The following is a 12,416-nucleotide window of genomic DNA, read 5'->3' on the forward strand; positions in this document are numbered from 1 at the left end:
TAGTAAGGACTTAAGTTTTTTCTTAATTCCCCCAAAGTCCGAGAACGGATTTCCTGACTACAAACTTATAAGGCAATACGCTTGGGTTAAAACTATTTATTCCTCGGAGATCCCCCTCGCATTCCCCTTAAGAAGGGGAGTAGGGGTTGACTTTGAGTAAGTTCTTTTCCCCCTCTTTTTAAGGGGGGCTAGGGGGATCGAGCTTAACTGAACCGTATTGACCTATAATGGTTATTTGACAGGCTCTGATCCCATTCACAACTCAAAACACAAACTCTTTTGTGTTCCACTTCCCGATTGTTAATTTAAACTCCTTATTTCCCCCGATTGATTTTCTAAGCACAATTGGGTTATAGCCGCCGCCGGTATTGGTTTGCTAAAGAAGTAACCCTGACCCATATCACACTGATGCGACTGCAAAAAGGCCAACTGTTCTGCTGTTTCCACTCCCTCAGCAATCACCTGTAAATTCAGACCTTGTCCCAAGGCGATCGCCAGTTTCACAATAGTAGCACCGCTGCTGCCGTTCACCAAATCAGCCACGAAAGATTTGTCTATTTTTAAATTATTGAGGGGAAAGTTTTTCAGAGACCACAGCGAAGAATAACCTGTGCCAAAATCGTCCAGAGAAATGTGAATTCCCATATCCTGCAACTGCTGCAATACCGACACCGTAAAGCTCACATCTGTCATGGCAATGCTCTCGGTAATTTCTATTTCTAAATACTCGGGATTTAACTTGGTTTCTGATAAAATTTCAGCGATGGTTTGTACCGTGTGAGGTTGCAGAAACTGGCGGGCTGATAAATTCACCGCTATCCGCATCGGCGGCAATCCCAGTAACTGCCACGCTCGATTTTGCAAGCAAGCAGTCCGCATCACCCATTCGTCAATTTGGCAGATTAATCCTGTTTCCTCAGCTAAGGGAATAAATCGATCGGGAGAAATCAAACCGCGTTCGGGATGCTGCCAGCGAATCAGAGCTTCCATGCCCACTATTTTGCCAGTATTTAAGTTTATTTGTGGTTGATAGTACAGCACAAACTCAGATTGTTTTAGAGCTTTGTAAAGATGATTTTCTAAGTTAAGATCCTCGGAGACTTTACTGCCGATCGCCTGCGTGTAAAACTGATAATTATTGCGACCTTTCTGTTTAGCTTTGTACATCGCAGCATCAGCATTTTTCAGTAAAGTTTCTGCATCTTCTCCGTCATAAGGAGCCAACGCAATTCCCAAGCTAGCCTTAATATAAAGTTCCAGACCATCAAAATCAAAAGGAGTGCTTAAACTCTGGATGATTAGCTGGCAAATCTTAGTTGCTTCCTCAGGGGTGTTGATATTGTACAGCAGCACAGTAAATTCATCCCCGCCCCAACGGGCCATCGAATCCCCCACGCGCAAACAGTTAGTCAAACGCCGAGATACACTTTGCAGCAATAAATCGCCCACTGGGTGACCGAGAGTATCGTTAACATTTTTAAATCTGTCCAAATCTAGAAAAATTACCGCCAGCATTTCTCCCTTTTGGTGAGCGCTAGCTAAAGCTAAAGACAGCCTTTCATTAAACAGTAATCTATTAGGTAAACCAGTTAATGGGTCGTGAGAAGCTTGATGTCGAATCATCGCCTCGACGCGCCTCTGCATTGCAGCCATGTACAGGTGAGTTCCTAAAGATTGTGCTAGCTTCTGTTCCTCGCTGGTCCACTTTTGAGCTTCGCCTGTTTTGATTTCTTTCCAAGCTGCAAAGGATTGTCGGGGACGATCGTTCCGGGCGTCCGAACTGCAACGGCCCGCCCACAAAATTTCGGTTTGTATAGGGCTGCGAAAAACGGTGAGACAGCCGATGCACTGTTGGCGGTATTGCAGCGGTACTGCCAAAAATGATCGAATGGAAGCTGCGACTAAATTGGCAGATACAGATTTAAGTTGAGGTTCTTTAGAAATATCGGAAATTGCGTACAAGTGCGGTACGAGAAAACTGGAAACATTGCTGTCAATTGAACTATAATGCTGGGAATATAGATTTTCAAAAATACCTAAGTGGCTGGGATGATTAGCAGTTTGTGATCGATCGCCTTGGTTGTCAAACCCCATGATCTGCTGCCAAAACGGGCTGAGTTCAAGGTCGATGTCCGTGGGCTGCTGGCCACAGGTATAAAGCAAAGCCGGCATATCGCCAAACTCGGCTGCAATGTAGAGTCGCCCTCCCGAACCATGCAAATGCTTGACTGTTTGTTCGAGAAGTGCTTTCCGAATTTCGTTGAGTTCCAGAGGAGAATGCAGCAAACTGGTAATTTGGTTGATAACGGCTTCGTCGCGCGCTTGCTGTCTAGCTTGACTGAGTAGAAAAGATTGGGCGATCGCAATTGAAAGTTGATCGACAAGCAACTGCACCATTTTCAATTCTCGATCGCTAAACCTTTTCGGTTGGCTGTGGTGAGACACCAACAGCCCCCAAAGGTGATTGTGATGCAAAATCGGCACCGTCAGAGAAGAACGTGCCCCCATAGCCTTCAGATATTCAGCGTGACAGGGGTCTACAGGACGATAGGTAATATCTTCAACTGCTAAAGTTTTGCCGGTTTCGGGACAATCTAACCGATTAATTGTTTGATGCTTCAATTCCACATCTACAATCACTCGCTGCCGCGCTTTGAGAAACATTTCCCGAGCACTATGGGGAATGTCGCCTGCTGGAAAGCGCAAGCCCAGCATAGAGGGCAAATTGTCGCCGTTGATGGACTCAGCAATGACCTCACCGCTACCGTCGGTCTCAAAGCGATAAACTTTTACTCGATCGCTCTCTAAAAAGCTGCGGATTTCTCGCGCAGTTGTCGTCAAAATCTCTTGAAGTTCTAAAGAGTTGCGAATGCGATTGGTAATTCGATTGAGTAAAATCTCTTGTTCTAAAGTCGATCGTGACATTTGTCTAACTTTTGTGCGGGCCATCCCTTTTGATCTCCCGAGCTGTTGACAGCATTTTTACGAGCCACAGTCTTCACTCGCCCTGTATTATACATTACAACACTTTCGCTCTGTCTAGGGTCTTGACCCAACTCTGGAGCGAGAAACTCGGTTTCTGGGGATATTTCGGCTTTTTCGACAAATTTCGGTAATAAACCGGGTTTTTCACCGCACTTACAAGGCAAGGAAAGAGCGCTCTGACAATTAGTGAGGACGAAAGTTCGATCGAGTTTGATCAGGACTCAAGTCCTCACTACAAAACCATTGCAGAGCTACAGGACAAAAGGTACAGAGAAACCGGGTTGACCAAGCACTATTGTACCCTCTGGAGGGAAAATACTGGTTCGTCAACCCGGTTGGTAAGTATTTATACTCGGAAATATGGCGTTAAGCCGACTCCCAAATTCCGCGAATTCTGTCCGGCAAAAAGCCAGCTATTTCCTGAATTCGCTCCTCGGACAGCTCATCCTTTGTTGCCGAAAATACAGCCGCGATCGCAGTTTCCGCTTTTACTCCTGAAGGAAGTGCGCCTTCTAGTTCCACCCTTCGTGCAAACAAATTGCCATCGATCCCCAAAGGTGCAGGCTCGCCGGTCAAAGGTTGACGCACCCGGCTGAGGAATCTCACCAGCGGATTGGTATCTTTCCAGAGGTCTGCTATTTCTTGTTGCAGGGTTTTGTCATCCGTAGGCAAAACTTCTTTGTGCAATTCAGATTCCACGTGATCGATTGCTTCTGTTGTCATCACATCGCGCATGATCCGGTACACTACTTCGGTAATGTCGCGCGCATCAAAAATATCCTCCAAGTGACCGTTTACCATCACTTTTTCCAAAAACGGCATATCCTTTGAAGCGATAGGAACTGCGGATCCTTCTTGGTGGAGCGAGGTCGGAGGATTCGTCTCCATTTTGTGTAACAGTTTGCGGCCTTTTTCTGTTAACTCAGCTTGTTGAAATGCCACTAAAGGCGGCAATAACTCAGCTCCTCCGTAAGGTTCTCCACTAAACTCCGCCTTGATAAATTCTCTTTGATTGAGGTAGTCCAGATGACCGAGCAATTCCGCTTCCGCCACCTGGTGACCGACATATTCTTCGGCTGCGTTCCTAATTTCCGACTCTCCCCTGCCGTTGCCGCTGCCAATCTTTTTGAGCAAAATGTAAGTCAGGTCGTCTCTGATTGGAATTGTCATTAAAACCTCCTAGGTTAATATCCGCTTAAACCCAAGTAAAAACTGATTTGCTTACTTGCTAAACTTGCGATAATTACTACTTAAAAACATTGAAGTCTAAACGCGAGTAACAAGTATCTCTCAGCAGGTGGAAGTTATTAAATTTAAGTTGCAGTTAGAATCTTCCTTTAGGTAGATCCATGTAGGGGAACCCACGTCTAATGTTGTTAGTATCATTAAAAGCTGTCGCCACTCTTCAATGCTATTAAGCGAAGATGCTTTATTAGTAAGATTTTCGGTATTTAGTGGGTGTTTTTACCAAAGCTGACGCACCAAGAGTGCCTAAGTTGGTAATTGGCGCTGGGACAGGTAGAATTAAGCAGTATGTGATGAGCTCAATCAACGGCGGTCGTTTTGCCTGCTGCTTGCAGCTATATTGTACAATCGGCTTATACCAGAAACTGGCCCTCGGAGAGCTACAAATACGAGCCAATCTGTTTCAAGTGCCGGAACGCCACTTGAGGAATGCCTCGGGGACAACTTTTTTGATCGCAATTAGAGCGGCATTTATGAACTACCCTCATTGGAACAATAAATTGGAATCCTCGTCTTTAAATCGCGGTCAACCCAGGGTTGACAAGCGTCCTTTAGTGTTGGCTGTAGACGACAATCAGGACAACTTAGAGCTGCTGACACAAATACTCGATTTATTCGGCTGCGAGTGCATGGGAGCCGTTGACGGGTACGCAGCTCTTTCAGCAGCAGTCGATCGAGTCCCCGACCTAATCGTACTCGACATTTGCCTGCCGGATATAGACGGTATGGAAGTAGTAAAACGCATTCAACAAAACCCCGCTATCAGACATATTCCGATTGTTGCTATCACAGCACTAGCAAAAGCAGAAGACCGCGATCGGATACTCCAAGCAGGCTGCGTGGAATACCTTTCCAAACCTTTTAATATCAAGGATTTAGAAATAATTATCGGCCAGCACCTCAAGTGTCAGGCGTTTTTAGTTTAGTTTTAGATTGATAAGGAGAATCGCGAATTTTAGGTGCAGACTCCAAAATGGCGATCGTTCCCGTGCGGCCAGTCTCCAAGGTCGCGTCGCGGAGCAAATCAGTGACTCCCACGCCCAAAACCTCTTTGATTAAATCTTTCAGTGACAGTTCCAGAACTGATTCTAATTGTGTCCGCACCTGCAAAGCCAAATCTTGCTGACCGTTCTGAGCCAGCAGTTTTTCGGGTTGAGTAAGCCCGTTTTCGATAACAATTATCAATTTGTTATCCAAAAGATTGCAGAGCGCCTGACTCGTTGGGTGTCCGAGTTGAGAGCGGTACAACGCTTGAATTCCCTGCGAAAGAGTCCGTTCTAATTTCCCACGAGTAGGTTCTAAGATTTCCCCTGTCATATTTTTTATTGAAACCATGATAGATAAAAAAGACTGTTAGCAGTTAACAGTGAGCAGTTAAGTTAACTATTAACTGCTCACTGCTAACTGTTAAAATAACCGTCGTGTTAGCCGACAGTAACTTCATTAGTTTCCACCCCAGTGGCACCCTTAACACCTTTAGCAATTGTCACCAACTTGTTGACAATTTCCTGACTGGGAACTGTACCTTTGAGAACCACCGTAGTGCCAAGTTGAGCCACATAAACAGTCTCAATATCCGCAACATCTGGATTTGCATCGAAAGCCTGAGCCACCCGTTTAGCTAAGCCGCTTTGATCGTATTCTCCATTCAAGCCCATGCGTTCCGGCGGGATTGTCTGAGCGCTCGCAGCAGGTTGAGCTTGAGCTTGAGCTTGAGCTACAGGTGCTTGGTAAGCAGGAGCGTCAACAGTTTCTTGATTTTCAAGTTTTTCTAAACCAAACAATCTTTTTAGCCAGCCCATAGAGTTTGTCCTCCGACAAAGTTTGTGTTAATTGACGTGTTAATTCACGGTTGGCAAGTCGCCCTGTAATTGTTATTCTCAATACCAGGAATTACGATCGCACTCTTGGATGCAGAAACCGAGTTTTTTTACAAAAAAGTATCGTTACAGCCATCCACCTAGGTATAAAAACCCGGTTTGTTGAGTTTGGTGCGCCCATCCTAAATACAATTTACTGTTGTACAACTACGCCGATCATCTGCCTGGAGACATAATTCTCCCGCTCTCAAACAAATACTTGCGCTGACCATTCCGGCAAATCAAACTCAAACCCTTCTTCCCCAACTTCTACTATTTTGTTATACATCCACTCGGGCCAAGTTCCCGCAGCCGGAAACTTAGGAAGGCTGTTACCAGATAGATAAGTATCCGAAAAATTAGCGACAACTACTGCTCGCGTTCCCTCATCGCTCCAACGGTAGTAAGCCAGCATTTTGGCTTCTGAATTTTCGTGGATGAATTCAATATTTTCGGTATAAACTGTCGGCAAATGTTCCCGCCGAATCACGTTTTTGTAGTATTCCAACAACTCATGATTTGGCTGATTTTCCAACAAAGACCATTGCAATTTAATCGGCTGGTTCGGAGTTTGCCGAGTAGATTGTCCAAACTCTTCGCCCATCCACAGCATCGGTATTCCTGCTGCTGTGACGAACAAAACCGCTCCCAATTTAGCGCGTTTAAAAGCCGCTTCTTGATCGATATCCCGAAAGCTGCCTTCGGCCAGCAAGTGCTCAAGGTCGTGACTGGCTAAAGAATTGATCACATTAGTTGTGGTTTAATAGCCTTGTTGTTTGGCATCCAGAACTTGCTTAAGCTTTTCGATATCGAAAGTCTTCGCCCCCAGATTTTCTATGGCAAAAATGCGAAAAATTTCGTGCCAGCACCAGTCCATCGGCCCGTCCGCAGTGACGAGTTCGGGAAGTTCGGGAAAGTGTTCTGCTATGTTATAAAATGGCTTGTTGCTGGCGTTTTTTTTCGCTTCGCCAGTTATCCAGTGTAGGAAATCTCGATTGTCCAACTGCCGCCCAGCATCGTAGCGAATCCCGTCGATATGATATTCTTGAATTCAATTGCAGCGGTCATGAATACCTTGTTTGCAGAACTTATATAGCAATCCTTGCAGGAGTCGTAAATTTTTTACCCCGCCCCAACCCTGCCCGCGGGTTCGGGGAGGGAGTAAGAAATTCACAAATGATTTAGGATTGCTATAACTGTAATTAGTATTCATTTTTACCATTTTGCAAATCTGTCGCCATCGTTCTTAAGAGTTAAACCTTTACCTCTTATGTTGTCAGGTACTTGGGGGCGCACCCGGAGGATTTAGTAGTGCGAAACCTACCGATTGAGTAAGGTGCGCGCCTAAGCAACCGGAAACCTGATTTAAATCAAAAATGTAGTTAAAGTAACTAAAAATTATTCAGCGCTGTTTATGAAAAATAGTCGGGACTGTTTTTAGTTCATAGTCTGAAAGCCAGGATTTTCCGTTGGTAGCGAACTTGCCTTGGAGCCTTGAACCCTTATTCTACCGTTGGCTATCAAAAACTGTGCGAAGTATTTTATGAAAAGTAATTTAACTTTTGATAAGTAGATAAATCGTGGTGAATATTTAAGATTTGTAACTAAAGAAACATTTTTTAGCGGACAGGAATAATACCGTAGAAAGATGTCATTTTATGCGGAAACAGCGAGGATCAGCTTGTAATTGTAAGGCAAGGGAAACCAGAAACATAAATCCTTTATTCAACTGGGTTTTCCTGCGACTTTAAGCCAAGTTTGAGCCGAGAATAGCAATGATTATTTTTGCTTATGTCTGGGCAGCACTTGTTTTATAGTTGTTGACCGGTAAACTTTGTAGAACCAAAATCAGCTTTAACGACTGCTGCTACCTCAGTAATTGGTAATTGGTGAAAATCTCATTCGTCCCTGTTACCCGTTAGATATTCCGAGCAGTGGCTCTAAAGCTCTAAAAGTTTAATGTGGGATGTTGGCGAATTACCGTTACTGTAAAACTCTGGAGTGTTAAAAATGCTAAAACAAATGTGTTGGTTGCCCAGACTCGGAGGCAAGGGAGAAAAGATATTGCACTTACGCACCGATGCCCGTCAGGGATGGCGGCCTTATACAGCTTTTCCGCAGTTCGCTGTACCCGACTACCGGGAACCGGGCGGTTCTAAGGGATGGGCAACTTATCAGAAGCTGAGAGTTCAAGGGTGGAATTTAATATCGACTGCCGAAGGGCAGCAGTCGATTTTTGGCGAACAGAAAAGTGCTTAAAAAATCAGAAACCGCAACAATAAAAGAAGAGGATTTTACCTCTTCTTTTATTGCTGCAGGACACAGAAACTGGGTTTTTAACCATCCTACTTGGTTGCAGCGGTAAGGTGGGCACTGTACACCCTACATACTTTCTTTTGAGATGTTTGCCAGTTGCAAGTAAATTAGGCGAGCTGCCTTTGTCTCTCTGCTGTTGTTGCTGCGCTATCAAACACCGGCTGGCGAGTTTTCAAGTTAAACCGATATCCGTGGGGGAGGATGTGCAACTTGGCCCCGCAAATCGCCAAACCCTCATCCTTCAAGCGTCCCTCAATATTGTCGTGGAGTTTTTCCGACTCGTCGATGACAGTTACAGCGCTTTCGCCAATGACTTCCAACTCGTCACCGTGGACTAAAATAGCTGTATTTTCGTCAATACCAAATCCCAACACAGCTGGTTGCAGCAAAAGTGCCGTAACTAAGCGTCCCAGACGACCTCGTTGGGCGAAATGCTGGTCGATGACAACATCGGGAAGGAAACCCATTCCCGGGCCCATTGCTACCACATCAACGCGGGGATTTGTCTCGGAGTCTCCTTCAATAATCATCATGTCTGGCATCATCGCCGCGCCGGCACTGGTGCCGCCAATGATTATCCCTTCAGAAAAGCGTTTGTGCATAGCTGCGTCGAGTTTTGTGTCTTTCAAGCAGCTAATAATCCGCGCTTGATCTCCGCCGGTAAAGAATATGCCAGTGGCTTGTTCGATCGCTTCTAAATAATCTGGATTGTTGGCATCTTCCGGTCTCTGGGTGTCAATAACTTGCACATCTTGAGCGCCGAGTCGCTCAAACACTCGGATGTAATTATCTCCTACTTCTCCCGGCAAGCTTGTTGCAGCAGTCATGACAACAATGTGCGCTTTAGTGCCTCCGGCGCACCGCAAGAATTCCCGCAGAATTTTGCAGTCCCCCTCTTTGTCTTCCGCGCCACCAATAATTAGCAACTTTCCCTGAGTTTCCTGGCTCGCCATATTATCTCCACTTTTAATTTATTAAATTTCACTAAAACACAAAATTCCTTTGTCCGAAAACTGCCAAAAGGTATATATAGATACACAAAACTCTCATACTTCTACCACTCCAGGACGCACACAGCTCAAGCATTCGGGTAGATGTTTACTCTTGCCATGGCTGTAACAATGTTTTTGTTAAACAGTCTTGGAGACACTAGATTAAAGAAACCGGTAATAGGAAGGAAAATTCTGCGTGTGAACGGAAAAATTTAACTGAGAAACCCCGGTTTCTGAGAGAGCTTTTGTGTCCGGGACGGGTAAAAAAAACCGGTTTCTGCGTCTAGAACTATCTATTTAACTCATCCTCGATGAGCGACACAACAAACTTGCCCCCCCTAACAGCGAGATAGGAGGGGTTAAGAAATGAGCTTAAATTACAGGGCTGACGCGCGCGCGGTGATCAATCCGGTTTCTGACCCGATCCTTTGCTAATCCTCCTCTTATTGCTCGTAGAAATCGGATTGATGAGCATCAGTCCTAGATTAGTCCGATCGCCATTTAGTGCGATCGCTCGATCAAATTGCTCAATATGGTACTCGCCCGTTCTAAAGGTAGGTGTCTGGGTTTGCCGTTCCAGACAATCTGATATTCGTTGCTGTTTTGACCATCGCCGTAGCCAGAAATTAGCTTCCGGTGAAAAGCTTCCTCAGCTAAGTGATGAACTTGGTCCCTGAGAGCAGTTTGTGCGATCTTCATAATTTGCTGCCTCTTAAATTTTCTTTCACTGTCATAAACAATTATAAGTGCACAATGTACCTCTCAAAAGTTAGAACTTTTTTTTGGATGGCAGGAAGTCGTCATTAGTTATAAGTGCTTAGTTATGAATGCTTAGTCATGAATGCTTAGTCATGAATGCTTAGTCAGATGTTGAAGGAAGAAGGAATATTTTCCCACTCTCCCCCTCTCCCATCTCCCCTACTTTCCCACTCCCCCACTCCCCCACTCCCCCCACTCTCGCAATGCTGAGGCAGAATTGGTCGGAGTATTTGTCTCAACTGAGCAGTGCAATAATATCTATGCCCCCAGGTAGTATCCCCTGCACCGACTATAAAGTTAACGTAAAAAATTAGCTCAAAGGAGGTTAGAAAATGCTGCAAGAAAAAAGCACAGAAACAGCACGCATCAATGCTCGGAAAACCGATATTTTTGATGTTTTCAATTTCAAACACTATATCGGGCCCAACCCTTATTTAGACACAGCCGCTTTAGTTTTCGATTTAGCGGTGACGGGCGCGAGCGAACCTTTGCCGATCGCCCATTACCAGAAAATTATTGGCGATCGGTACCCGCAACTGCTGCACGAAACTTTCTCGAACCACGCCCAACTGTTCGGCCGTACCACCTCAGAAGTAGCAAAACTTGACATGGGTTTGCACTTCCAACACTGGAACGTCAAGCCGTTTTCTCACTTTAACAGAATCAGCATAGAAGCACTTCACGCCCGCAGCGCCAGAGCTGTAGTTTACGCTGTTTGGGATTGGTTTGAAGCCATCAATCAAAATCAAGATTTTCCCTTGGAAGCACAAATGGGCGCGCTGCAAAGTATGTTCCGGCAGTCAGTTTACGGAGGCCCGACAGTTTATTCGTTAATGCGATCGGCATCCCAAAAAGGCATTCCCGTATTTTATCTGTGGGATGAAGGATTGATGCAATACGGGTACGGCAAAAAACTGGTTCGCGGCTCTGCAACTACTTTTGATTCAGACAGCCACTTAGACTCCGATTTTACCACGCGCAAAGACGATTGTAAAGCTTTTCTCGCTACATTAGGCTTTCCTGTTCCCAAAGGCGATATCGTCTCTACAGAAAACGGAGCTGTTGCAGTTGCTAAAGAAATTGGCTACCCAGTTGCTATCAAACCAGTAGTCGGTCATAAAGGAATTGGCGTCACAGCAGATGTCCGAGATGCTGAGGAATTGCAGGCGGCTTTTAAAAGAGCAGTTAAGGCAATTCCTGAAACAGAACCGGTGCGAGTAATTGTAGAAAATAGCATCAAAGGATCGGATTTTAGGCTGCTGTGTGTTGACGGCAAATTTGTTTCGGCAACTGAACGCCGACCCGCTTGGGTAACAGGTGATGGCAACTCAACAATTCGCGAATTGATCCGCCGTGAAAACCGCAAATCCGAACGTTTGGATACGCCAACTTCGGCCCTGAGCAAAATTCAGTCCGACGAAGCTATGGAAATGTATCTGGCAGAACAAGGGCTGTCATTGGATAGTGTGCTAGAGGGCGATCGCACAGTGGCTCTGCGTAAAGTCGCCAATCTTTCCGCAGGCGGCGTCAGCATCGACGCTACCCGCACTATTCACCCGGATAACATTGTTTTGGCTCAAGATATCGCCCTACATTTTCGGTTAACTTGTTTGGGGGTTGATGTGGTAACAGAAACTCTCGCCAAATCTTGGAAAACAGGCAATTTTGGGATTCTCGAAATCAATGCGGCGCCGGGAATTTTTATGCACCTAAACCCGGCTGTCGGCGAAGGGGTTGATGTGCCTTCGCATATTATCGAAACTTTCTTTGACTCGGGAAAATCAGCCAGAATTCCGATTATTACTTTCAACAGAATTTCGGTGCATGAACTGCAAGAAATAATCGATCACATTCTGTTGCAGCATCCTGATTGGACGATCGGTGCTGTTTGTCGCGGTGGACTTTTTGTTAACCGTTCTGAAAAAGTTTTGAATAAGAATTACCATCTTAACGTGCAAAGTTTGCTGCGGAATCCCAAGCTCGATTTGTTAATTGCTGAATATCCCGAAAATATTTTGGAAGCTGAGGGAATGTTTTATCGGGGCAGCAATATGGTGGTGCTGGACAATCCGGGGGAAACGGAGATGATGTTGGCCAGAGAAAGCACTGATGATGACACTGTTGTGGTGAGGGAAGGAAGTAGTATTTCTATTCGTCGCCAGGGGTTGATCGAACAGTATACTCTGGGGGATGATGAACCGTTTACACGGGTTTATTTGAAAGAAATAGGGACTGTTTTGTAAGCTGTTCCAAATTTAAG

Annotated in this window: 11 protein-coding genes; 3 read left to right on the forward strand and 8 right to left on the reverse strand. The window is 45.3% G+C overall.

Going from position 1 to position 12,416, the window contains the following annotated elements; translation table 11 throughout:
• Positions 1–300: 300 nt before the first annotated feature.
• Both QUA74_RS06400 and QUA74_RS06405 read right to left on the reverse strand, forming a co-directional pair.
• Positions 301–2,949 (reverse strand): EAL domain-containing protein, encoded by a 2,649-nt coding sequence (locus tag QUA74_RS06400; protein WP_445251643.1) that lies wholly within the window; start codon positions 2,947–2,949, stop codon positions 301–303.
• Between the two features lie 402 nt (positions 2,950–3,351).
• Entirely contained in the window at positions 3,352–4,155 is an 804-nt protein-coding gene (locus QUA74_RS06405; protein WP_333326217.1) for a DUF2267 domain-containing protein, read from the reverse strand.
• A gap of 284 nt (positions 4,156–4,439) precedes the next feature.
• On the opposite strand from QUA74_RS06405, the gene QUA74_RS06410 reads away from it, so the two are divergent.
• Complete coding sequence (locus QUA74_RS06410; RefSeq protein WP_333326219.1) at positions 4,440–5,156, forward strand: response regulator; 717 nt, start codon at positions 4,440–4,442, stop codon at positions 5,154–5,156.
• Here QUA74_RS06410 and QUA74_RS06415 read toward each other — a convergent pair.
• From QUA74_RS06415 to QUA74_RS06430, 4 genes are all read right to left on the reverse strand, one after another.
• On the reverse strand, positions 5,131–5,565 hold the full coding sequence (locus QUA74_RS06415) for a DUF2294 domain-containing protein (RefSeq protein WP_333326221.1): 435 nt from the start codon (positions 5,563–5,565) through the stop codon (positions 5,131–5,133). The genes QUA74_RS06410 and QUA74_RS06415 overlap by 26 nt on opposite strands.
• Before the next feature lie 89 nt (positions 5,566–5,654).
• Positions 5,655–6,032 (reverse strand): BON domain-containing protein, encoded by a 378-nt coding sequence (locus QUA74_RS06420; protein WP_333160649.1) that lies wholly within the window; start codon positions 6,030–6,032, stop codon positions 5,655–5,657.
• A 265-nt stretch (positions 6,033–6,297) separates the two neighbouring features.
• Positions 6,298–6,837, reverse strand: a complete 540-nt coding sequence (locus QUA74_RS06425) for an alpha amylase C-terminal domain-containing protein (RefSeq protein ID WP_333326223.1) — start codon at positions 6,835–6,837, stop codon at positions 6,298–6,300.
• A 12-nt stretch (positions 6,838–6,849) separates the two neighbouring features.
• The gene (locus QUA74_RS06430) at positions 6,850–7,092 is read right to left on the reverse strand and encodes a hypothetical protein (protein WP_333326225.1); all 243 of its coding nucleotides are present in this window, start codon (positions 7,090–7,092) and stop codon (positions 6,850–6,852) included.
• Between the two features lie 1,007 nt (positions 7,093–8,099).
• Here QUA74_RS06430 and QUA74_RS06435 point away from each other — a divergent pair.
• Positions 8,100–8,348: a hypothetical protein gene (locus QUA74_RS06435; RefSeq protein ID WP_333326227.1), complete on the forward strand. Its 249-nt coding sequence runs from the start codon at positions 8,100–8,102 to the stop codon at positions 8,346–8,348.
• A gap of 164 nt (positions 8,349–8,512) precedes the next feature.
• On the opposite strand, the gene QUA74_RS06440 is transcribed toward QUA74_RS06435, so the two are convergent.
• Together QUA74_RS06440 and QUA74_RS06445 are read right to left on the reverse strand one after the other, a co-directional pair.
• On the reverse strand, positions 8,513–9,358 hold the full coding sequence (locus tag QUA74_RS06440; RefSeq protein ID WP_333326229.1) for a cyanophycinase: 846 nt from the start codon (positions 9,356–9,358) through the stop codon (positions 8,513–8,515).
• A gap of 540 nt (positions 9,359–9,898) precedes the next feature.
• Complete coding sequence (locus QUA74_RS06445) at positions 9,899–10,096, reverse strand: hypothetical protein (protein WP_333326231.1); 198 nt, start codon at positions 10,094–10,096, stop codon at positions 9,899–9,901.
• A 392-nt stretch (positions 10,097–10,488) separates the two neighbouring features.
• On the opposite strand from QUA74_RS06445, the gene QUA74_RS06450 reads away from it, so the two are divergent.
• Complete coding sequence (locus QUA74_RS06450; RefSeq protein WP_333326232.1) at positions 10,489–12,399, forward strand: acetate--CoA ligase family protein; 1,911 nt, start codon at positions 10,489–10,491, stop codon at positions 12,397–12,399.
• Positions 12,400–12,416: the final 17 nt, after the last annotated feature.

The organism is Microcoleus sp. LAD1_D3 (genome assembly GCF_036702135.1).
Classification (GTDB): Bacteria; Cyanobacteriota; Cyanobacteriia; order Cyanobacteriales; family Microcoleaceae; genus Microcoleus.